19 protein-coding genes are annotated in these 22,078 nt (G+C 53.4%); 5 read left to right on the plus strand and 14 right to left on the minus strand.

Annotated features, from left to right (window positions below):
• The first annotated feature begins 203 nt into the window (after positions 1-203).
• The 3 genes from Q3F21_RS21635 (at position 204) to Q3F21_RS21645 (ending at position 5,044) form a co-directional block, all read left to right on the plus strand.
• On the plus strand, positions 204-1,673 hold the full coding sequence (locus Q3F21_RS21635; protein WP_340257719.1) for an amino acid carrier protein: 1,470 nt from the start codon (positions 204-206) through the stop codon (positions 1,671-1,673).
• A 197-nt stretch (positions 1,674-1,870) separates the two neighbouring features.
• The gene (locus Q3F21_RS21640) at positions 1,871-2,542 is read left to right on the plus strand and encodes a LytTR family DNA-binding domain-containing protein (protein ID WP_340257721.1); all 672 of its coding nucleotides are present in this window, start codon (positions 1,871-1,873) and stop codon (positions 2,540-2,542) included.
• Positions 2,543-3,526: 984 nt separating this feature from the next.
• Positions 3,527-5,044, plus strand: a complete 1,518-nt coding sequence (locus Q3F21_RS21645; RefSeq protein ID WP_340257723.1) for a succinate CoA transferase — start codon at positions 3,527-3,529, stop codon at positions 5,042-5,044.
• A 446-nt stretch (positions 5,045-5,490) separates the two neighbouring features.
• Here the strand turns inward: Q3F21_RS21645 and Q3F21_RS21650 are convergent, their stop codons facing one another.
• From Q3F21_RS21650 to Q3F21_RS21715, 14 genes are all read right to left on the minus strand, one after another.
• Positions 5,491-7,227 (minus strand): ABC transporter ATP-binding protein, encoded by a 1,737-nt coding sequence (locus Q3F21_RS21650; protein WP_340257786.1) that lies wholly within the window; start codon positions 7,225-7,227, stop codon positions 5,491-5,493.
• A 2-nt stretch (positions 7,228-7,229) separates the two neighbouring features.
• Positions 7,230-9,041, minus strand: coding sequence for an ABC transporter ATP-binding protein (locus Q3F21_RS21655; protein WP_340257725.1), 1,812 nt, complete (start codon positions 9,039-9,041; stop codon positions 7,230-7,232).
• On the minus strand, positions 9,038-10,477 hold the full coding sequence (locus Q3F21_RS21660) for an ABC transporter ATP-binding protein (RefSeq protein ID WP_340257727.1): 1,440 nt from the start codon (positions 10,475-10,477) through the stop codon (positions 9,038-9,040). Before Q3F21_RS21660 ends, Q3F21_RS21655 begins: the two co-directional genes overlap by 4 nt.
• Entirely contained in the window at positions 10,474-11,154 is a 681-nt protein-coding gene (locus Q3F21_RS21665) for an energy-coupling factor transporter transmembrane component T family protein (RefSeq protein WP_340257729.1), read from the minus strand. The genes Q3F21_RS21660 and Q3F21_RS21665 overlap by 4 nt, the downstream gene beginning before the upstream one ends.
• A complete protein-coding gene (locus Q3F21_RS21670) occupies positions 11,151-11,753 on the minus strand; it encodes an MptD family putative ECF transporter S component (protein WP_340257731.1) in 603 nt (200 codons plus the stop codon). The genes Q3F21_RS21665 and Q3F21_RS21670 overlap by 4 nt, the downstream gene beginning before the upstream one ends.
• A 437-nt stretch (positions 11,754-12,190) precedes the next feature.
• Complete coding sequence (locus Q3F21_RS21675) at positions 12,191-13,219, minus strand: cytochrome d ubiquinol oxidase subunit II (protein ID WP_340257733.1); 1,029 nt, start codon at positions 13,217-13,219, stop codon at positions 12,191-12,193.
• Between the two features lie 24 nt (positions 13,220-13,243).
• Complete coding sequence (locus Q3F21_RS21680) at positions 13,244-14,590, minus strand: cytochrome ubiquinol oxidase subunit I (protein WP_340257735.1); 1,347 nt, start codon at positions 14,588-14,590, stop codon at positions 13,244-13,246.
• A 152-nt stretch (positions 14,591-14,742) separates the two neighbouring features.
• Positions 14,743-15,510, minus strand: coding sequence for a pirin family protein (locus Q3F21_RS21685; protein WP_340257737.1), 768 nt, complete (start codon positions 15,508-15,510; stop codon positions 14,743-14,745).
• Positions 15,511-15,613: 103 nt separating this feature from the next.
• Positions 15,614-16,000: a DoxX family protein gene (locus Q3F21_RS21690; RefSeq protein WP_340257739.1), complete on the minus strand. Its 387-nt coding sequence runs from the start codon at positions 15,998-16,000 to the stop codon at positions 15,614-15,616.
• 81 nt (positions 16,001-16,081) lie between these two features.
• Positions 16,082-16,708, minus strand: a complete 627-nt coding sequence (locus Q3F21_RS21695) for an FMN-dependent NADH-azoreductase (protein ID WP_340257741.1) — start codon at positions 16,706-16,708, stop codon at positions 16,082-16,084.
• A 117-nt stretch (positions 16,709-16,825) separates the two neighbouring features.
• Positions 16,826-17,239 carry a MarR family winged helix-turn-helix transcriptional regulator gene (locus Q3F21_RS21700; RefSeq protein WP_340257788.1) on the minus strand — a complete coding sequence of 138 codons (414 nt, stop codon included), beginning with the start codon at positions 17,237-17,239 and terminating at the stop codon, positions 16,826-16,828.
• A 278-nt stretch (positions 17,240-17,517) separates the two neighbouring features.
• Positions 17,518-17,703 carry a hypothetical protein gene (locus tag Q3F21_RS21705; RefSeq protein ID WP_340257743.1) on the minus strand — a complete coding sequence of 62 codons (186 nt, stop codon included), beginning with the start codon at positions 17,701-17,703 and terminating at the stop codon, positions 17,518-17,520.
• 104 nt (positions 17,704-17,807) lie between these two features.
• Entirely contained in the window at positions 17,808-18,290 is a 483-nt protein-coding gene (locus Q3F21_RS21710) for a GNAT family N-acetyltransferase (protein WP_340257746.1), read from the minus strand.
• Complete coding sequence (locus Q3F21_RS21715; RefSeq protein WP_340257750.1) at positions 18,271-18,975, minus strand: GntR family transcriptional regulator; 705 nt, start codon at positions 18,973-18,975, stop codon at positions 18,271-18,273. The genes Q3F21_RS21710 and Q3F21_RS21715 overlap by 20 nt, the downstream gene beginning before the upstream one ends.
• 110 nt (positions 18,976-19,085) lie before the next feature.
• Between Q3F21_RS21715 and Q3F21_RS21720 the strand changes: the two genes are divergently transcribed.
• Positions 19,086-20,030: a DMT family transporter gene (locus tag Q3F21_RS21720; protein WP_340257753.1), complete on the plus strand. Its 945-nt coding sequence runs from the start codon at positions 19,086-19,088 to the stop codon at positions 20,028-20,030.
• A 945-nt stretch (positions 20,031-20,975) separates the two neighbouring features.
• Entirely contained in the window at positions 20,976-22,076 is a 1,101-nt protein-coding gene (locus Q3F21_RS21725; RefSeq protein ID WP_340257755.1) for a carbohydrate kinase, read from the plus strand.
• Positions 22,077-22,078: the final 2 nt, after the last annotated feature.

Consider the following 22,078-nt stretch of genomic DNA (forward strand, 5'->3'; position numbering starts at 1 on the left):
ATTTATCTATTCTGTTGAAACCCAAAGTTTGTAAATGACTTCATTGTTTACTTCTCTTCCGGGTAAGTGAACGAAGCTTCGATGCTTCTATAGACTGAACAACATATTTTTTGTTAACTGAAAACATTTTCAGTTGTTTGAATATAGTCAATATTTTATAATTAAACAAGATCATATAATCATTGTGAAGAGGGGGTCATTTTTTGGAGGCGTTCGTTAACTGGTTAAACGGCATCATTTGGAGCCAGGGATTAATTTATCTGTGTCTGGGAGCGGGACTGTTCTACTCGCTTGCAACCCGCTTTATGCAGGTCAGGCACATCAAGGACATGGTCAAATTGATGTTCGATGGAAAAAGCTCCGACGCAGGGGTTTCCTCCTTCCAGGCATTGTCCATGGCGTTGTCCGGCCGTGTCGGTACCGGCAATATCGCCGGTGTTGCAACCGCCATCGCATACGGTGGTCCGGGGGCGGTATTTTGGATGTGGCTGATCGCCTTCCTGGGCGCCGGGTCCGGTTTTGTCGAGGCGACGCTTGGTCAAGTGTACAAGACAAAACAAGACGGCCAGTTCCGGGGCGGACCTGCTTACTACATTGAAAAAGGTCTCAAGGTGAAATGGTACGCGGTCTTGTTTGCCATCGTGACGGTTATCGCTACAGGCATGCTCTTGCCAGGCGTTCAGGCCAACAGCATTGCCGCAGGGATGGAAAACGCATTTGGGCTTCATCCGGCGATTACAGGCGTCTTCCTTATGGCTGTACTTGCATTCATTATTTTTGGCGGCGTGAAACGGATCGCGAACGTTGCCCAGATCGTGGTGCCATTCATGGCGCTCGGGTATATTCTGGTTGCCTTATTCATTGTCATTCTGAATATTTCTCAATTGCCTGCTGTTCTGTCCTTGATTTTTACAAGCGCTTTCGGGGTCGACGCCGCTTTCGGAGGCATCATCGGTTCGGCCATTGCCTGGGGGGTAAAACGCGGGATTTACTCCAACGAAGCCGGACAGGGAACAGCCCCTCATGCGGCGGCTGCGGCGGAAGTTTCCCACCCGGCGAAGCAAGGGCTTGTCCAAGCGTTTTCCGTTTATGTCGATACGCTGTTCGTCTGTACGGCCACCGCTTTCATGATTCTCTTTACAGGGATGTACAATGTCACGCCTGAAGGAGCGCCGGCGATCGTAAACAAACTGGGCGATGTGGAGCCGGGGCCTGTTTACACCCAACAGGCAGTCGAATCGGTACTGCCCGGATTCGGTGCCCCGTTCGTTGCGATCGCGCTGCTTTTCTTCGCGTTTACCACGATCATGGCGTACTACTATATGGCTGAGACCAATCTGGCTTACTTGAACCGGAAAGCGAAACGCATCTGGTCGCAATATGCGCTGAAGGTAGTGATTCTCGGTGTCGTGTTCTACGGAAGCGTGAAATCGGCCAGCCTTGCCTGGACGCTTGGCGATATCGGGGTCGGAAGCATGGCCTGGTTGAACGTCATCGCCATTCTCCTTCTGTCGGGACCGGCGCTTAAGGTGCTGAAGGACTACGAGGCTCAGAAAAAAGCAGGAAAAGACCCGGTGTTCGATCCGGTGAAGCTGGGAATCAAGGATGCGGATTTCTGGGAAAAAGAATACAAATACGACGACGCGTCGGTGCCCAAGCGCAAATCATCCTGATCGGGGACTGGATGCCTGAAGCTTCGCACGCTTCCGTGCCTGGGAGACGTTCCGCCGGTGTTGCCTCGTGCAATGCCGGCTTTTTTTCTGCCTGATTTTCCATCAGAATGCATCTGTGTCATTTGCGTGTCTCGTGCTCACAACAGGCAAAATTGTGGTTTAATAGAGAGGAGAAACAGAATGCAGAGGGATGAACTATGGAGAAAACATTGGTGCCCGAATTACTGCAAATGATCGGAGAGGTTATACCGGACGGCGTTTCTGTTGCGATTTCAGAAGGGGGTCGCTATGTCTACTATCAGCCGAGCCCAAGCATCGATCTGAAAATTAAACCCGGAGATCAGGTGCGTGAAGGATCAGCGACTTATCGAGCCCTGACGGCCGGGCAGAAGGTATCGCAGTATGTGGAAAGCGGAGTCTTTGGCGTCCCGTACTACGGAGTTTCCCTTCCTTTGCTTCGCAGCGGCCACGTGGAAGGCTGCATCACGGCGATTTACTCCAAGCAGCTCCTGCCCTTTACCGGCTTTGTGCCGGAGCCAAAAGTGCTGATCGGCAAAGGAGAGGATGGATGGCTGCCCATCCCGGTATCCGATATCATCTACATCCGCTCGCAGGAAGGCAAAACGCTGCTTCATACGGCGTCTGATTCGTATGCCAACCGTTTCAGCCTGTCAGAGCTGGAGCAGATGCTGTCGCCCGCCAGCTTTATTCGCTGCCATCGCTCGTTTCTGGTCAATTTGGAGGCGATTGGCTATATCCATCCGCACTTCCATTCCACGTTTCTGTTAGAAATGAAAGACAAGCAGCGCACCCGTGTGCCTGTCAGCCAGTCTTATGCGAGTTCATTTCGACAAATATTGGGGTTTTAGACGGCAAGCCGGTCATCGGCTTGCTTTTTTGCATATGTCCTGAAAATAGCCCGTGGCTGCAGTGAAAGAAGCATGTTCCCAGACTACCTTCGGCTCCGCCCTGCGAGGAAGCGGGGACTGTCCGCTTCGCAAGCAAGCTCGGGAAAGCGCAAAACGGCGCGCAGCTTCGCCGTTTACTCATAGGTTGCGCTTTTGTTCCCCGAGCTTGCTTGCGAAGCTGGGCAGGGCTCCACAGGCGTCCGTCTGGGAACATGCTTCTTTAGCGAGCAGAGGTTTTCTTCGGTTTTTAAAAAAAAGATTCTCAGGGGGCCAAGTAATGCCTAGGATGCCAAGAATACCACACGATACCAATACATCCAATTTGGTTCTCGGACAGCCCCATCTAGTGGGGGAATGACTGAATAGGGGAAATCATTGCGTCATTGTCCAGAGGTGGACAAAAGTTACGGCAGGATGGCTTATCCGATGAAGGTGTGGTGTGGATCAGATCCGCTTGCACTTTCTCCATTTCTATCTTTCCCTCTTCTCTGATTTACGAAAGCACTGTTCGAAAGAAACCAAACGCTGTAGAGATGAAAAAGCAGAAAACGCGAAAGTCTTTGGGACACCGCCCAGGCGGAACGGAAAAAGCGGAACACGTTCTCAGCGTCCAACTCTGAGCAGCTTCCCCGAGACCGCTGCTTTTGGACGCGGTTCCGCTTTTGGAGTGCAGCCGGACACCCCTACCCACAGTAAGTGTCCCACCGTACCTTGAACGTTTTCTGCTTTTTCATCTCCTCCACCAAAGCTCGATCGACAGGCAGTAAATAGGAAGGCCACAAGTTGCCAGAAGCGGTTCCGATTCAGTCATCCACCCCCAGACGATTAGCCGCCAAATTTTCTGCTCCACCGCGAATTTTGCTGTTTCGCCCCAAATCGAGTGCCCGCTCAGTGACCGTATGATACTGTAAAAACAACAAGATCGAAAGTGGCAGGTGGTCATACATGGTATGGGAGCGCTTACGCGATAAACGCCTTCACGATAAAATTGTTCAAGCAGAAGAAGCGGCAAGCTGGATCGAAGACGGCATGACATTGGGATTAAGCGGCTTTACCCGGGCAGGGGACGCCAAAGTCGTTCCGATCGCACTGGCCGAACGGGCAAAGCGGGAAAGAAAACCGTTTTCCGTCAACGTCTATACAGGGGCATCGCTCGGCTCTGATGTCGACGCGATCATGGCCGAGGCAGGCATTATTCGCAAGCGGCTGCCGTTTCAGGCCGATCCGGTCATGCGGAAAAAAATCAACAGCGGCGAAATGATGTTTATCGACCAGCATTTGTCCCACACAGCCGAATGGATTCGCTCCGGCGTGCTGGACGAAATAGATTACGCGATTGTGGAAGCGGTTGCAGTAACCGAAGACGGATACATCATTCCCGCCACATCGGTCGGGAACTCGAATATCTTTGTCGAATATGCCAAGCATGTCATCATTGAACTGAACATGGCGCATTCCACGGCGTTGGAAGGTCTGCACGATGTGTACACGCCAGGGAAACAGGGAGAGCGCGAACCAATCCCGCTGACCAAGGTCGACCAGCGCATCGGCCAAATCGGCATACCGGTCGACCCGGCAAAGGTCAGAGGCATTGTCATCACCAATCAAATGGACTCTCCGTCGACCATCGTCGAACCGGACGAGGAGACGGCGGTCATGGCAGGCCACCTGATCCGCTTTTTGCGCGAAGAGGTGGAAAAGGGCCGCTTGCCGCGCAATCTGGCTCCGCTTCAATCGGGGATCGGGACCGTTGCAAACGCGGTGTTTAACGGGTTTTTGGAGTCCGAGTTTTCCGGCTTGACGGTGTTTTCCGAAGTTCTGCAGGATGCTGTGTTCGACCTGCTGGATGCGGGCAAGATTGCCTTTGCTTCCGGCTGCTCCATCACGCTGACGGCGGAAAAAATGAAGCACGTCATGGAAAACCTGCACCTGTATCGCGACAAGCTGCTGCTTCGGCCGCAGGAGATCACCAACCATCCGGAGCTGATCCGCCGACTAGGGCTGATTTCCATCAATACGGCCCTGGAAGTGGATATTTACGGCAACGTCAATTCGACCAATGTGTCAGGCACGCGCATGATGAACGGCATTGGCGGATCGGGCGATTTTGCCCGAAATGCCCGTCTCGCAATCTTCGTCACCAAGTCGATTGCCAAAAACGGACACATCTCCAGTATCGTGCCGTTCGTGTCCCATGTGGATCACACCGAGCACGATGTGGACGTCATCGTGACCGAGCAGGGGCTGGCTGACCTGCGCGGACTGGCTCCCCGCGAGAGAGCCCGTCTGATCATCGAAAACTGTGCGCATCCGCTGTACCGCGACCAGCTTCGCGACTATTTCGAGGAAGCGCTGACCCGCGGCGGCCACACACCGCATGTATTGGAAAAGGCATTTTCCTGGCATACGCAATATGCCCAGGAAGGAACGATGCTGGTAAAAGAGATGGCTTCCTCCCGTTGATCGGGAGGAGGCTTTTTTGTTGGAATGAATTTTTTTTGCGGACGTGTTCCACGTTCCGCAGCGTGGTCGATTACAGTAATTGCCGACTGAAAGCCCACGGTTTTCATCGTGGGATGAAAGACGGCTTTGCCCGAACATCCCTTCATGGGATGGGCGGGGCTCTTTTGAAAACAGCATACATCTGGGGTTGCTCAAGCGAATCTTCTTGAGCGTAAAATGTATGAAGTCGTCAAGAACAAGACGCTAAAACATTTGTAAGAGCAGATGGTAACAGTCTGCCAGCCTACGGAGCTATATGCTCTGCCGTGGGACGGGCTGATGAGACAGCCCTGAACTTGGGGGAACTACGGATAGCAGAAATGCACTTCCGACTACCACCCAAGAATCCCACTGATACCCAAGGTGTCAGCTTGCGGCGTTAGCCGTGGGAGTCTCAAATCCGAGAACTAAGCAGTTATCCTCCAGCCGCTTGTTTTGGTTTGGAGCATCCACAATTTGGCGTACAGTCCGTCGTTTTTGATCAGCTCCTCATGCCGTCCTTGTTCGACGATTTTGCCTTTGTCCAGCACGATAATGTTGTCTGCGTTCACAACGGTTTTCAGCCGATGGGCGATCATGATGACAGTGCGCCCCTTGATTAGACGGCTGATCGCCTTTTGCAGCTGTGCCTCATTCTCCGGATCGAGGGAGGAGGTGGCCTCGTCGAGCAAGATCACGGGAGCGTTTTTGAGTATGGCCCGGGCGATGGAGATACGCTGACGTTCCCCGCCAGAGAGGGTGGAGCCGCCTTCGCCGACCATGGTCTCATAGCCATGCGGCAGCTTCATGATGAAATCATGGCAGCCAGCCTCTTTGGCGGCTGCTTCGATTTCCGCTTGCGAGGCGTTCTCCCGGCCGTAGCGGATATTGTTGCCGATCGTGTCCTGAAACAGGTACACGTCCTGGAATACCATGGAGATGTGCTTCATGAGCTTTTCCGGGTCCAGCTCGCGTTCATCGCATCCGCCAAACAAGACCTTGCCGCTCTGAGGGTCGTAAAACCGCGCGATCAGGCGCAGCAGCGTGCTTTTCCCGCTTCCCGAAGGGCCGACGATTGCGGTGAGCGTCCCTTCTTTCATTTCTACCGAAACATGATCCAGCACAAGGTTCTGGTCATAGCCAAAGGTCACATTGTCAAAGCGAATATCGTGACCCTCCGGCGGTTCTTTTTCGCCGCTCATGACGGGCTCATTCAGCAGGCTGACAATGCGCTTTCCGGCCATGGCGTCATACTTGAAAGCAGGCAGCCGCATGATGGCAACGGACAGAGGGTCGAACACACGAGTGCCCACCAGCAAAAACATCGCAAACGAAGGGACTGTAAGCTCTCCGCCTAAGATGAGATAAACGCCCACGATCGTCATCAGGGAAACGCCGGTTTGCATAAAAGCCATGGCGATCAAAAAGAAAGGCCCCAGCACGCCCTCCAGCTTGATGCTCTCTTTCATATATCGAAAAAACGCCTGTTCCAGACGTGTAAAGTTATCGCCGCGCAGGTTGTAGGCCTTGATGACCTTCATCCCGAAGAGGTACTCCTGCAAGCAATTGGCCTGGACGATTTTGGCCCTGGAGTGGCGGGTTCCCAGCTTGCGTTCCAAACCGGAAACGGCCCATAGCAACAGTACCGAAACGGGAAATCCCGCAAGCATGGCCAGAGCCATTCGCCAGTCCATAAAAAGCAGACCAAAAGTAGCGAGCATCGGAATGATTGCGCCGCTCACAAGCTGCGGCAAAAGATGGGTGGAGGCATTTTCCAGATGGGTAAAATCATTCATCATCATATGGCCCAGCTCTCCGGGATCTTTTCTCGCGAGGAAGCCAAGAGGGAGCTTTCGCATATGCTCGGCAACCTTTGTCCGCCCTTCGGCGGAGGATTCGTACGCACCGCGGTAAGTGGAGCGGTAAGACTTCCGTTCGCAAAGAAACAAGAGGCCCAGGGACAGCGCCATTCCTCCCCATGCGAGCCATAAGCCTTGCATGTTCAGAGCAGGCTGTTCCTTTGCATAGTAGGCGTAAAGCATGCTTACTGCAGCAGCCATGCACGCGAACGGCAGCATGTTGGCCAGATTGGCGACAACTGTCCAGAGGATGGGCTTGAACATTTTTTGGGGGTCGCCGGCAGTGATGTTGCGCAACTGTTCCATGATCACGCGAATGCCTCCTTCTCCTGCAACAAGTCGATTGTCCAAGCTGTGGCGGACGTGTAGGCGTCCCACATGCTTTTGTATAACCCCCCGCGGTCAAGAAGCTCGCCATGGGTGCCTGTCTCTTCGATCTGTCCATCCTTTAAAACGATGATCTGATCGGCTTCGCATATGGTTGTCAGCCGATGGGCGATAATCAGCACGGTTTTGTCCCGGATGAGCTCGCGCAGCGCAAGCTGCATCTGGTATTCGTTTTCCGGATCGGCGTAAGCCGTGGCTTCATCGAGTACGAGAATAGGCGCATTTTTCAGGATAGCCCTGGCTACGGATACTCGCTGTTCTTCGCCGCCCGACAAATAGACACCGCCCTCGCCGATCATCGTTTCGTAGCCGTTCGGCAATCGCTCAATAAACTCGTGGCATTGAGCTGCTCGCGCTGCTGCGTAGACCTCGTCTTTCGTCGCGTCCGGCCTGCCCGCCAAAATATTGTTGTAGAGTGTGTCTGAAAACAGAAATGTATCTTGGAACACGAAGGACAAGGTATCCATCAGCTCGTTTATTCTCATGTCGCGGATATCGACACCGCCAATGGCGATACTACCTTTTTGCACGTCCCAAAACCGGGGAATAAGCTGGGCGACAGTCGATTTTCCGGAGCCGGAGGGACCGACCAGCGCCGTAATTTTTCCCTGTTGTGCGGTAAAGCTGAGTCCTTTCAAAACCTCTGGGCTGCCCTCGTCGCCGTAAGAAAAGGACACATCGCGGAACCTGATGTCAAAAGCACCAGGTGTTTTGCCGGCTTCGGCCTCCTTTACAGCCGCTTCGCCCATGATTTCGTCAATGCGCTTGACCCCTTCCTTGATGGCATTTATGGTGGAGGCGAAGCTGTTCAGTTTGAAAATGGGCGTGGAAATGCCCGGCGTCATCACCAGGAAAAACAGCAGCGTAGCGGCAAAAGCCGCGTTGTGCGGGTCTGAGCCGATGAAAAACAGTCCGACCGGAAAGAAGAAGGTCGCCAAGGATAAAATCACGACTTTGAAGGTAACATAGCCGTTTTGAAAATTGTCCGTATACCTGACGCTGAAGTTGCGGTAATGGAGCATGTCTTCGTGGAATTTCCGAAACGAATGGACGGTTTGCCCGAAAATTTTAATGGAAGGCATGCCTCGCACATACTGGATGGATGAGGTATTGATGCGTTCCAGCGCGTCAAAATACTCCTTCAGCCCTTCTTTCGCTTTTTTGCCGGCCATCATGGAGAATTGCGCGGCAAACCCGAGCAGCATGGGGATGACGCATGCCAGGGCAAACCAGACGTTCAATGAAAACATCGCGACGACGATTGCTGTCAGCATGACGGCGGTGTTGATCAGATCAGGCAGCTGGTGGGCAATGAACAACTCGATCTTTTCCACATCCTGCTCGATGATTTTCTTGATTTTCCCTGTGGCATTTTTATTGAAGTAGCCAAGCGGAAGCGAGCCGATGTGGCGGGACAGCTTGACCCTTATGCCATAAAGGATGCGAAAGGCGGCGATATGCGAGCACATCCCTCCGACGTACATGAACAAGTACCCCAGCGCCATTCCCCCAACGCCCCACAGAGCCCATTGGATCACGTAAGCCGTGTCCACAGCGGAAATGTTCGAAGCGTGAGTCAAAAGCTCTGCCATCACAAAGTAAACCGAAACATACGGGACAAGCATGAAAAATACGCTCACGGTCGATAAAAGCGCCGACCATGCCATGAGCGATTTTTTTTCTCCTGCGAGCTCCAACAGCCTTGGGATGCCTGTTTTCTCCTTCTTTTTCAACGCTTCTCACTTCCTTTTGCCCGAGGCTTCAGCTCGAGGATCTGATTGCATGCAAGCTCTGCAAGGATGCTGTCGTGCGTAATGATGACGACGGTCTTGCCGGACAGCGCGATTTTCTTTACCCAGGCGGCGACTTTACGTACGTTGTCGCCGTCAAGTCCGCTTGTCGGCTCGTCGAGTATGACCAGTTCCGCGTCCGAGCAGTAAGCAGCGGCCATGGTGACCCGCTGCTTCTCTCCGCCGGAGAGGGAGGCGGGATGCCGGTCACGGAGCTTTGCCAGGCCAAAGGCTTCCAGTGCTTCGTAGGCCTTCTGTCGCATTGCGGCATCGACACGCCTGCCCAGAACGACCTCATTCCCTACACTGTCCGCATAGAGCTGGTAGTCTGCGTCCTGCATGACAAGATAACTGCAGGCTCGTCTTTGGCTTGCGGACAAGCGGCTTCCCCGACTGAAAACGGCTCCCTTGTGCTGGCGGAGAAGGCCGCACAGAACCTTGCACAGGGTGGTTTTGCCCGCTCCGTTTTCACCCGTCAGCGCCGTCACGCTTCCTGAGGAGAGTGTAATGTCCACGTCTTGAATGCCGCCGCCGTTTCTCTTGTGCTGATAGGTTAAACCGCGTCCTTCCAGGATGGAGCCTGCTTGCGACGCTACCGCCGGTTGGCTCTCCAGTCGGCTTTTTGCCATATCCGGGTGTCGCAACCCGTACGGACGCACTTCTTCATAGGAAAGCCGGGAAAATTCTTCTTTTGTCCACGTTCGTGCGATTTTTCCCTTGTCCATGCAGACGAATAGATCGGCAACAGGCAAAAGCGGATGCAGCCGATGCTCGCTGATTAAGAGGGTAGTGCCGTTTTGTTTGAGCTTGGCGAGGATGTCAACCAAGCTTTGCGTCCAGGCAGGATCGAGATTGGCGCAAGGCTCGTCAAGGAGCAGAAGAGGCGGCGAAAGAATGGACGCGGCTGCGATGGCCACGCGTTGCTTCTGACCGCTTGACAGCATATGCAGAGAACGGTCAAGCAAATGGGAAATGCCGAGATCTCTCGCTTGCCTTTCGATCCGGTGCTTGATTTCATCCGGCGGAATTCCAAGGTTTTCGGCTGAAAACGCCAGCTCGTCGCGGACATGATCCATGAAAAACTGGCTCCGGGGGTCTTGAAACACGACACCCATCAATCTGGGGCGCTCCTCGGGACTAAGGGCCGCGGGAAATCTTCCGTCGACGTGTACCTGTCCGGAAAGAGTCCCGACATAAAAGCTCGGTGCAAGCCCATTGATCAGGCGCATGATCGTGCTTTTTCCAGACCCTGAGCGGCCGCAAAGCACCACGCACTGGCCTTTTTTCACAGACAGATTGATCTCTTGCACGCCGGAGTCGCTCTCGGCCCCGGCGCCGTCATGACCATAGCGGAAGGTGACGCCGTACAATTCGATCACAGGTTCAAACCTCCCGTAAAATAAATGGCAGTCCCGATCAGCGCATACAATCCTATCGCTACGCCGTCTGCCGCCCGAAAGCCTACGGGATGGATGGAGGTTCTGGCGCAGCCGCATTCAATCCCCCGCAGCTCTGCTGACGAGGCCAGCTCTGCCGACAGCTTCAGACAGCGGACGATCAACGGCACGAAAAAACACTCGTAAGCCATGGCTGGATGGAGCAGGGCGCTGTACCAGCGCGGAAAGATCCCTCTGGCTCGGATACCGTCCCGAATCGCTTTCATTTCGAGCAGGACGACAGGCAAGAAGCGGAAGAGGATACAGATGATGACCAACACAGCTTTAGGGACGTATGCTCTCTCAAAAGCGCACATGATGCTGCTCGGTGTAGAATGCAACAGTACAGTCCCGATCATGGCCATCGGGAGCATTCTGGCCAGTGTATACAAAATGATCACCGCTGTTCCTGCGCCATCCGGCAAAACAGTGAGGATCGTCATGACAGCGGCGTACAACAGGACAAAAGAAAAAGCCTTTTTGGGCAGCTTGTTTCCCAGCATATACAAGGCGCTTGCGATCACCATCAAATGAGCTTGCAAGGGAAGGCTGACAAGCGTGGATAGAATGCTTGCCAGTATCAGTACAAACACATGCGTTTTGGGACCGAGCCTGTTCATGCCAGCTTTGCCTTCTTCACGTGCTTTTTCATCAGCCGATTGCCGATAAAGCATCCGGCCAGCCCGCCGACAGCGGAAATTGCGCACATGAGAAGGATCATGCTCGGCGTCTCGAAATAATAAAGCATCGTCTCAAGCTGTTCCGGCGAATAGCCTTTCTTTACAACAGCCAGGTACTGCTCCCGGAAAAATATAAGCGGCACGACGCCGCAAAGCGAGTAGCCAACGTAGAAAACAGCGTAGCCGATGGCATTGCGGACCGGATTTTTGTAAGCGTCTCTTCCCCATACGATCAGTTCGCAAATAATTCCGATCACAGCCAGCGTCAGCAGGTAATAGACATAGCCAAAAGCGACAAAATACAGACCGGTGATGATGCATGTGAAGAACAGGACTCCGCGTTTGTCGATTTTATTGGACATGACCATGTAGAGCGGGCCATTGAGCAGCGCCGTAGCTCCTCCGACAACCAGATGAGAAACAACCGTAAAAATCGGGCAAATCGTCATAATAATAAGCATGACCACATTGAAAATGGCAAGTGTGATAAAGTCTCGCATTTTCCATCTGTTTTGGACAGCTAACGGCTGTGTGTGCATATTGCACCCTCCTTGTTCAAGTACGTGTCGATAAACCGTTTATCAGTCGGACCGGCGATTATCGCACAGGCGTTGGTACAAAATATACAATATTGATAATGATAATCATTGTCAAAATTGCTCAAAAGGCAAAAAGCCCATATTTTGGTGCGGCATTCTGCTGTTTTCTCCAATTTTCTAAAGATTTCTTCGTATTTCTTGACGAAAATCCAAAAGTTGGACCTGTTTTTTTGGAACGGTCTAACCACATGTTTTCGAAAGAAAGCTTGCCTGGGCGAATGGGGAGTGGCGGTACACATAGAACAAAGCAGTTCGGAACGTCTTCCGACAGCATGAATGTACAAAAAAACGCTCTCCGAGAACTGACCCGGAGAGAAAGCGGTAAAGGGGAAATGGCTTTGGTTTACAGGTAGCGCGTTTTTCGTATTTTTCGATGTTTATTTTTGCTGAATATACTGTTCGTCCTTCATAAACATGCGCCAGAAAAAAATAAATCCGGGGATGAGGATGGCAAAGCCGACCAGGTAGCTGACGAACAGCGCCCGAAACGTGTTGGGGTGGGTAAAGCCTGATTCGATCGTGATGGTAGGGTACACGATGTAGGGCAGACGGGCGGCTCCATATGCGTAGCTTGCCAGCAGATATTGAATAACGACGCCGACGACGGCAAGCCGCGGAGCGTAGGCAAGACGTTTTTGCCGAGGCGGGATCAAGAGAGCGATATAGCCAAAAAAGAACCACGCGACGGAGGCGATCAGCCAGGGGAGATAGGCAAGCAGCTTTTCATACAGCCATCCCGCTTCCGTCTGCATCGTGACCACTGTCAATACGGCGGCAAGGAGGGTGAAGGGACCGAGCAGGATGGCGTCGCGCCGATAGACTTGGAACGCATGCGATGCTTTGGCTACGCGGGAGTAGTCCGCCAAAAGCAGCGAGGAGAGAAAAAGGGTGCTGCTGACAGCAAGTCCCACATAGGCGTACACATGCGGACTTGTGAGCATCGCGCCCCAGTCCAGTCGCTCCGCCCCGTCGATGTTTTGAATAAATCCGCCCTGTGTCATCGGCAGGACCAATATCAGCAGAGCCGGGATGAACAGGCCGCTGATTCCGGAAAAGAAGGCCAGCGTTTTATCGTATTTGCGGACGAGATGGGAGAAGACCATGAAGGCGCTGCGGATCAAAATCAGCAGGAGGATGAGACTGCCGGGGATGAGCAGCACGGTTCCCAGCGTGTACATGGCCCCCGGAAAAAACGTGACCAGGCCGACAACGATCAGCACGATGAACACGTTGACGACCTCCCAGGACGGAGACAGGTAGCGGTTGGCGATGCTGGTCGCCTTTGTGTTTATGCGGTTTGCGTAAATCATCGACCAAAAGCCCGCGCCGAAGTCAAAGGACGCGGCTACCGCGTAAATCACCACAAAAATCCACAGCAGCGTGATCGCCAAAATCGTATCTGTCATCGACAGAAGCCTCCTCGCGTCAAGTTAAGGGGCTGTTTCTCCCGACGGCCGATCCGTCGGCTGCAGCTCCAGGGGGTGTCGGCCAAAATAGCTGCGAAAGACCAGAATGGTGACAATGCCGAGAAACAGGTATACGGCCAAAAAGGTGACAAACAGCGGACCGATCCCGGCCGATTGGGTGACAGAGTCGGCGGTGCGCATCACCCGATAGATCACCCATGGCTGTCGGCCCGTACAGGCGAAAATCCAGCCGAATTCGATGCCGAGCAAAGCCAGCGGGCCGCTAAGGACAAAGATACCCAGCACCCAGCGCGGAAAGACGGAACGGCGAAGCAGCTTTTTCCAGGCGAAGCCGAGCAATCCGACCACAATCAGCAGGGAACCGATTCCCACCATGCCGTTGAACAAGGTGTGGATATACAGGGGAGGCCAGTATTCCCGAGGAAAGTCGTTGAGCCCGACCACCACCTCGTCAAAGCGGTTTCCCGCCAAAAAGCTGAGCATCCAGGGAATCTCGATCCCGTATTTCACTTCCTGGGTTTCGGGGTCGGTAAAACCTCCGATGGCAAGCGGGGCGTAGGCCTGGGTCTGGAACAGCCCTTCGGCTGCCGCCAGCTTCTCCGGTTGATAGCGATGCAGCATCTGGGCCGACTCGTGTCCGTTCAAGGCGGTCAAGAGCGAGAAAGTGCCGCCGACGATCAAGCCAAGGAGCAGCGCTTTTTGGTGAAAGGCGTATTCCCGGCTCTCCTTGCTCAGCTTGATCATCTTCCAGGCAGCAACAGACGCAATGGCAAAAGCGCCGGTCATAAATGCGGAGACGACGACATGGCCGGCTGTGACGAAAAAGCTCGGATTAAAAAATGCCGCCCATGGGTCCACGTCGACAACCTCTCCGTTTTCAATGCGGAATCCGGCAGGGGTGCCCTCAAAAGCGTGGACATTGGTGATGAGAACAGCCGAAGCCGCAGCTCCGATCAGCACCATAAAAACAGAAACGAGCCGCAGCATCGGGGTCAATCGATCAGCCGCATAGACGTAGATGGACATAAAGAGCGCCTCCAGGAAAAAGGCGAAAATTTCGATTTGAAACGGCAGGGAGATGACTTTCCCGACCACTTCCATGAAGCCGGGCCACAAAAGGGACAGCTGTACGCCCGCGATGGTGCCGGAGGGAATCGCCACGCCGAGCAGAATGGCCTGTCCTTTTGTCCAGCGTTTGGCCATCAGCTCGTAGTCGCGGTCCCGGGTGCGCTGGAAGAGAATTTCCGCCAGCAAAATCATCAAGGGGAGCCCTACGCCCAACGTGGCAAAGATGATGTGAAAGGCCATCGTAGTGCCAAATGTGGCTCGAGCCAGTACAAGTTCTTCCATGGTAAAACGCCCTTTCACTGCGATGCTTTTGTCAATCATTCCCTGTTATTGTCTCTTGGAAGCGGCGAGAGTATGCAAAAGCAAACAAACAGGCCGCTCTATTGCAGGAGCGGCCTGTTTGAATCGTACAGATTGGACGTTTGTTTCGCGGTTTACTTTCGATATAGCGGATACGCCACCTCGGATGGCACTTGAATGACGACGAGGCGGAGCTCTTCATCGGAAGAGGCTGTAAACTGGAGCGCTTCGGCCTGATCGACGGACACTACAGCAAAATCGCCGCTGTGAAGTCCGGTGGCTCCCCCGTCCGCTGCCGGCAGCAGCTCACCTTTGCCTGTGACGACTACTGCTGCCAGAGAGTACCCTTTTGGAAGCTGCCAGGTGTAGGAATGAGCCGGCGGGATGACGAGGTCTCTCATCAAAGAGTCGGTCACCAGGGAAATCGGGGCATCCGTACCGATAATCCGTTTGACCTGTACGCCGTCAATCACGTCAAGCGGAAACTCTTCATGATTGTACTGGTTGTAGGTGGGAGGCACCTTGACCGCTTGGGAAAGATGCGGCTCAAACCAGATCTGAAACATTTCGGTGCCTGTACTCATTTCTTCGGCGTGATAGGCGCCCGATCCCGTCTGCATGACCTGCGCTCCGCCGGTGGATACTTGCTGCAGGTTGCCCAGCGTATCGCGGTGGCCAACCGTGCCGCTGAGCACGTACGACACGATTTCAAAGCCGGAATGCGGGTGCAGCGGTATTTCAAACGTAGTCAGCGATTTGGCCCAGGCCCAGTAAAAGAGAGGGCCGACGCGCTTTACAGCCGTATCCTCGTGGGGAAAAGCAATCGGCTTGTTCTCCACGATTTCGCCATTGCCAAAATGGCCTTTTCCTTGCTGCTCAGGTGTATAGACAGATATTTGCATAATGGCTCCTCCTATTTGCTCGAAATGGATGGCGAAGAGAGTATCTTCTTACGAGCAGTGTATAGCATCACGGTATGGCACGCCATGCATAGCTTTGTACGGTTTACAACAAAGTGTAAGCCCCGGGGCCGATCAGAGCGACGCCCAATGCGACAGCAATCAATGTCAGATTGTACTCGAAGCCGTTTTGCGTAGCCCAGTATCCGTTGGCCCCATGGACTTTTACAATCGCTGCCAGCATCGTGCCGATGATCAATACAGCACCAATCCAGGCGCCAACCCCGGCAGCGAACAGCAGACCGCCTACCAGCTCACTCAATCCGGCCAGCAAAGCCATCGTGACTCCGGGCTTCATGCCGATGGAATCAAACCAGCCGCCCGTCCCCTTCAACCCGTGACCGCCAAACCAGCCAAACAGTTTTTGCGTGCCGTGAGCGGCAAACGTAAGACCGACGACAAGACGAATGATCAACAAACCTGCATTTACCATAAAATATGCACTCCTTGTCAAATTAATTTCAAATTAAAGTATTTTAAATTTGAGATATTAGTCCAAAAAGGCCGGCGGGCCTTAGAAGGATTCCGCCAGTTTTGCAGCCTTTTCAATGCCTTCTTGAATGAGCGCTTCCGCTTTGTCAGGGAACGCGTTGTGGCCTTCAACGATCACGGTGGACATGTCTTTCACGCCGAGGAAGCCCAGAATGGTTTGCACGTATTTCACCGCCATTTCCGCATTGGCAGCGGGGCCTTCGGAGTATACGCCGCCGCGTGCGTTCAACAGCGCCACTTTTTTGTTGTTCAACAGGCCGATCGGACCTTCTGCGGTGTAACGGAACGTTTTGCCGGCTTGGCACAGATAGTCGAAGTAAGTGTGAAGGACAGCCGGAACGGTGAAGTTCCATAGAGGGAAGGCAATCATCACTTTTTCTGCTTCGATAAACTGGTTCAGGTATTTGTTGACCAGCTCGGCAGCTTTTTGCTCGTCAGCAGTCAGTTCCATTTCTTTGCCCTGCTTGAACATGGCGTTGATTTTTTCCACGTCGTAGTATGGAAGGTTTTCTGCGAACAGATCCAACTCTACGATCTCGTCCTGCGGATGGGCCGCTTTATAAGATTCCACGAAGGCCTGGTACAGCTTGACGCTGACCGCTTGCTCCACGGGACGGTTATTGGCTTTGATAAATAAAACTTTACTCATGTTTTTCTTATTCCCCTTTCAAAACGAAAGTATCTAACCTTAAAATGATAAATCTTGATTTTAAGATTATTACGTATCAAAGACATTGTCAAGAAGTTTTTAACCTTCCATGTTTTCTTATTTGTGAAAGCGTTCCTGGGCAGAGCGCCCTAACTTTTTTAACAGCTCGATGGCCTTCCCTTTTTCCTCCGGATCAAGACCGCTTACGGCTTGTTCGATCGCTATTTTGTGGGAAGGAAAGATGGAAGCCAAAAATTTCGTTCCTTTCTCCGTCAGCTCTGCGTAAATCACTCGCCGATCTTCTGCGCAGGGCTTGCGGACCAACAGCTGCTTCTTCTCTAGTTTGTCCACTACGTAGGTAATATTGCCGCTTGAGATGAGGATCTTTTCGCCAATTTGCTGAAGTGGCTGGGGACCTTTATGATACAGAACCTCAAGTACGCCAAATTCGGTGGGATTTAATCCATGCTGACGGATTTCCCTTGTGGTGTGAGCCGTTACCCAGTTATAGGCCCGGGCCAAAACCACCATGAGCTGAAGCGAGTCGTCGCGATGCTTCTGTTCTTCGGACACGCGTGCACCCCCTTTTCATGCAAAGTCGGTACATATCTCAAATTTAAGATAATTATACAGCTCATTCTATCGGTTGTCAAAAGCCAGGGAATCGAGGAGCGCGCCTCTCCGTCGGAAGAAGAGAAAGGAGCAAGTAGAAGGAAAGGAAGCAAACTTCCCGGGTCCTCCCGGAAAGAGGCAGGGAGGATAAAGGCTCCGGCCGTCGCCACGCAATGCCGGAGCCATCGAGGCTGTTTTCAATATTCGACTTTCGTGACCTCTTCCAGCGGGCCCAAAGGGTTTTCATGGGCCTCCCGCAATTCCTTCTCCAAGAGCTTCTCATGGTGTTCGTCCGACAGATCGAAGTAAAAGAACTCGCCTTCCTGTTTGTCCTTCTCTTGAGACTGTCTGTCGTTGTTTCGATTGTCTGTATGCTTTGACACCGTCATCCCACCCGTTTTTCCGGGTAGTATATGCGACCAGGCGAGGAATCATCCGCGGCTCGCCCAAGCGAGTCATCCCGAAGCGGCATTTTCGAGCCTTGGAGTCAAGAATGAGAAAGCGTACGTTCAAACATAACCATGTCCCATGCTCGAATTCCGTTTTCAATCACGGGCTCCGGATAGGACAGGAAAAAATCTTTGCGAATCCCGGTCATGCGGAAGCCTGCCTTTTGGTAAAAAGCCAAATTGTCGATGCTCGAGTTGGCTGTTCCGACAATAATCCGTTTGAACCCTTTTTGGGCGAAAAGGCGGCAGAGCTGCTCAATTACGGCTTTGCCTGCTCCTTGGCCGCGGCATTCCGGCTTGACAGCGATATTTTTGATTTCCGCATCCAAAGGGGACAACATGTGCATCAGGCATACGCCCAGCACCTGGCCATGCTGATCGCGGGCAACGTACAGTTCTCCCTCGTACATGTACTGGTCAACAGCCTCCTCCCAGTCATCGGCCAAGAGCAAAAGGGAGCGGTATTCCGCTCTTTCGTCACTTGATTCGATCCGGGAAAGCTCAATCATTGGACTTTTCATGAGAAGTCTCCTTTTCGTTATTTTCCAGTTGGCGGGTTACCTCATGCATCGGTCGGAGCCAGTTTTGCGTCATTGCCTGCACGGATGCGGCCACATTTTTCTCGCGCAAGGCCTGAATCAGTACGCTGTGCTCTTCCACCGAAGCGCGGGCGGGGAGAAACTGCTGAAAAAAGACAAACTTCAGCCGGCGCAAATGCATGTGCAAAAGAGCGGTAAAAGACGATATGTACGTGTTTCCGGCCGTTTCGTGGATGAGCTTGTGAAACGCTTCGTCCAGCTCCATGGCGGCAAACGACTGGCTTGTCTCGATCGCTTCGGCAAACTGGTTGTTCAGTTCGGTCAATTTGTCAAGGACCGTATCTGTTATCTTGGGCACGACCAGCTCGGCGGCCAGCGCTTCCAAGGCGATCAGCGGTCGGTAGATGTTGGGCACATCGGCCGGTCCAAGCCGGGTCACGCGGGTTTCCACACCGGGCTGCATTTCCACAAAGCCCTGGAGCTCCAAAATTTGCAGCGCTTCCCGAACAGGGGTGCGGCTGACTCCGATGGCGTCTGCGAGCTCGGTATCGAGGATTTTCTCTCCAGGCTGCAGGGTCCCGTCGATAATCCACGTCTGAAGCTGCTGCAGCACCTTGTTTTTTGCGGATATCCGTTCGACCCTGCGAAGATCGGGGGGAAGGGGCATGGCAAGTCCTCCTTGGGCAAGAGCATTTTGGTAAAAGCAGTGCCTTCTTGTATTTTACAGCAGAATGCGATATATTGCATAATATATTGGTTTGGAGAGGAGAAACAGCTATGTTTTCTTCAGCGCGTGTGCGCGGCTTTACCATGGTAATCGTGGCCGCAATCCTGTGGGGAGTATCGGGAACCGTTGCCCAATCGCTCATGCAGCATTACCAGTTTCAGACTGATTGGCTTGTGGCCTCCCGGCTGCTTGCTTCCGGGCTGCTTTTGCTCGCTTTTTCCCTGTTTGGACCGCACCGTCAGAATGTTTGGCGTCTTTTGTTCTCCGGGCGGGATTTTGTCCGGCTGTTGCTGTTTGCCATCGCGGGAATGCTGGCGGTGCAGTATACGTATTTTGCCTCGATTGAAGCGGGCAATGCCGCGACCGCGACACTGCTGCAGTATTTGGGCCCCGTCTTTCTAGTCGTCTATCTCGTCGTCAGAAACAGACAAATGCCCTCGGCTGCACAAGTGGCGGCTTTGCTTCTGGCTCTTGTCGGCACGTATTTGCTGATCACGGGAGGAAATCCCGGAAAGCTGACGATCTCCGCGGCGGCCGTCGTTTGGGGGCTTGCCTCGGCGCTGGCGCTCGCTTTTTACACCATGTATCCAAAGCCGCTGCTCGGGCGCTGGGGATCTACGGTCGTCCTCGGATGGGCGATGCTGATCGGGGGGATTGGCCTTTGCCTGGCGAAGCAGCCCTGGCAAGCCACGGAGATGATCTGGTCCGCTCAGTCGATCTCGGCGGTTGTCTTCATCATTTTGTTCGGAACGTTGATCCCCTTCTACCTGTACGTAGACAGCCTGAACTATATCCGCCCGACGGAAACGAGCCTGCTCGCGTGTGCGGAACCTTTGTCCGCCGTGATTACGGCAGTCGTTTGGCTGGATGTGCCATTCGGGATGTTTGAATGGCTCGGCGGCCTGTGTATCATCGGAACGATTTTCGCATTGTCCCGCCATCGGGAGAAGGCAAAGCAGGCGGGGCTGGAGAATGCCGTTGAATCCTCGAAATAACGGATCGGCCAAAAAAATGGCCCATGCCGGTGTCAAAATGGGATTGCAATCAGGATATGAATAGCCGCATAACCTTTTACGAGCGCGTTCTCTCCGTCCATTTTGCGGACAGAGAACGCGTTTTTTCACGTGTAAGAAAGTATCAGTTATGGGTTAAGCTCCTGCTTCTTTGTTTTTGCTGATTGGGAAAGTGGCTGCAGTGAGAGAAGCATATTTCCAGGCTGCGCTCCGGTCTGCGTCCGCAAGGGAGCTGAGACTGTCCGCTCCACAACGATTCGCGGGGGAGCATAAAAGCAGCAGCACCTCCGAAGTTTACTCAAGGTTACGCTCCTGTTTCCCGCGAATCGTTGTTCCGCTGGGCTGGACTCCGCTAGTCGCTCCGCCTGGAAATATGCTTCTCTGTCGTCGCGGTTTCTTTTTAAGAAATCCCGGGGAAGAAAAGCGTTAATCTTTTGATCTGCTGTTGCACCTGCTGTAAATACTCCCAAAGCAGGACAACCGAAGTAGACAAGGCATTTTATTCTTGTAAAGAATGATCAAACGAAACAAAAGCTGTTTCATCTCCTCCCCCCAAAGCCCGAACAACGCCCATTCTCGAAACGACAATGACTGCCTCCGGTATCCAAAAGGGTGTTGGCGAAATGGTCAAACGCGAATGAAGAGATTTGCTGTACCCAAGTCCATTTAACAGCCCGTTCCAGCATCGCGAGAGCCTGCGCAGAGGGGGAAACTAGCATGCTTATCATCAAAACCGTTTTCATAGACAAAGGAGGTTACGGGAGAGGGGAACGTCTCTCTTTCGGCGAAAGTGGGCGACTGTCGATTTTGTTATTGCCGCCCAGTAAATCCCCCTTTCAAAACTTTTGTTTGTGTGATAAACTTTTGTTTGTAAAGAGAAGCAGTACGAGTTTGCGAAATGCTATAAAAGAAGAAAGGAGGAGGGCCGTGGACAAAGAAAAGCAAATCCTCCGTCACATTCGTGAAAATCCGTTTGTCAGCCAACAGGAGCTCGCTGACAAGATGGGTATTTCCCGATCGGCGGTGGCGGGCTATATCGCGCAGCTGACCAAACGCGGAGAGATCAAGGGCCGGGCCTACATTCTTCGGGACGAAGAGCTGATCGTCTGCATCGGCGGAGCCAATCTGGACCGGAAGGCCCGGGCCAAGCAGCAGGTGCGGCTTCACTCGTCGAATCCGGTGACCATCTCGGAATCGTGCGGAGGGGTCGGGCGCAACATCGCGGAAAACCTCGGGCGGCTCGGCTGCAATGTCTCGCTGATCAGCTGTGTCGGAGAAGACAAGGAAGGCGACTGGATTTTGCAGGAAACCAAAAAGCACGGGGTCGATATCAGTCAGGTGTGGCGTCTGCCTACCCAGCGTACAGGTACCTACACCGCGCTTCTGGACATGGACGGCGAAATGGTCGTTTCTCTGGCCAACATGGATATTTACGACACGCTGACCCCGCAGATGTTTGCGGAGCGGTGGTCCCACATCGCGGCGGCGCGGGCCGTTTACCTGGATACGAACCTGCCCGCGGACTGTCTGGCTTATGTGATCGGACGCTGCCGGGATGAGGGCATTTCGCTGTTCGTCGATCCGGTTTCCTCCGCCAAGGCGGAAAAATTGCCCGAGCGTTTGGACGGAGTCGAAGCGATCCTGCCCAACCGCGAGGAAGCCGAGCTTCTGTCGGGGATGGAGATCAAAAGCGTGCAGGACTGCGAAGAGGCTTGCGCAAGGATCAGAGCTAGAGGCGTCAAGAGCGTCGTGGTGACGCTCGGCGAACAGGGCATTTATTACCAGTCGGAAGATCAGGCAGAGCAGCTGGCTCCTTACCCGACCGAGGTCGTGGACGTGACGGGAGCGGGAGATGCTTTTGCCTCCGGTCTCTTGTACGGAGTGGTAAACGGAGAACCGCTGGGCAGAGCGTGCCGGCTCGGAATGGCAGCCTCGGCACTGACGCTTCAGACCGAGTTCTCGGTATCGCCGCTGCTGAAGCCGGAGGAATTGGAAGAAACCATAAACCAGTACGAAGAGGAGCGATAACG

Source organism: Brevibacillus borstelensis, from assembly GCF_037834415.1.
In the GTDB taxonomy this organism is placed as follows: Bacteria; Bacillota; Bacilli; order Brevibacillales; family Brevibacillaceae; genus Brevibacillus; species Brevibacillus borstelensis_A.

Coding starts and splice junctions, on each gene's coding strand:
- Q3F21_RS21640 (WP_340257721.1), top strand. CDS start 1,871: ATGGAGAAAACATTGGTGCCCGAATTACTGCAAATGATCGGAGAGGTT.
- Q3F21_RS21645 (WP_340257723.1), top strand. CDS start 3,527: ATGGTATGGGAGCGCTTACGCGATAAACGCCTTCACGATAAAATTGTT.
- Q3F21_RS21650 (WP_340257786.1), bottom strand. CDS start 7,227: ATGGAACAGTTGCGCAACATCACTGCCGGCGACCCCCAAAAAATGTTC.
- Q3F21_RS21665 (WP_340257729.1), bottom strand. CDS start 11,154: ATGAACAGGCTCGGTCCCAAAACGCATGTGTTTGTACTGATACTGGCA.
- Q3F21_RS21670 (WP_340257731.1), bottom strand. CDS start 11,753: ATGCACACACAGCCGTTAGCTGTCCAAAACAGATGGAAAATGCGAGAC.
- Q3F21_RS21675 (WP_340257733.1), bottom strand. CDS start 13,219: ATGACAGATACGATTTTGGCGATCACGCTGCTGTGGATTTTTGTGGTG.
- Q3F21_RS21680 (WP_340257735.1), bottom strand. CDS start 14,590: ATGGAAGAACTTGTACTGGCTCGAGCCACATTTGGCACTACGATGGCC.
- Q3F21_RS21685 (WP_340257737.1), bottom strand. CDS start 15,510: ATGCAAATATCTGTCTATACACCTGAGCAGCAAGGAAAAGGCCATTTT.
- Q3F21_RS21690 (WP_340257739.1), bottom strand. CDS start 16,000: ATGGTAAATGCAGGTTTGTTGATCATTCGTCTTGTCGTCGGTCTTACG.
- Q3F21_RS21695 (WP_340257741.1), bottom strand. CDS start 16,708: ATGAGTAAAGTTTTATTTATCAAAGCCAATAACCGTCCCGTGGAGCAA.
- Q3F21_RS21700 (WP_340257788.1), bottom strand. CDS start 17,239: ATGGTGGTTTTGGCCCGGGCCTATAACTGGGTAACGGCTCACACCACA.
- Q3F21_RS21710 (WP_340257746.1), bottom strand. CDS start 18,290: ATGAAAAGTCCAATGATTGAGCTTTCCCGGATCGAATCAAGTGACGAA.
- Q3F21_RS21715 (WP_340257750.1), bottom strand. CDS start 18,975: ATGCCCCTTCCCCCCGATCTTCGCAGGGTCGAACGGATATCCGCAAAA.
- Q3F21_RS21720 (WP_340257753.1), top strand. CDS start 19,086: ATGTTTTCTTCAGCGCGTGTGCGCGGCTTTACCATGGTAATCGTGGCC.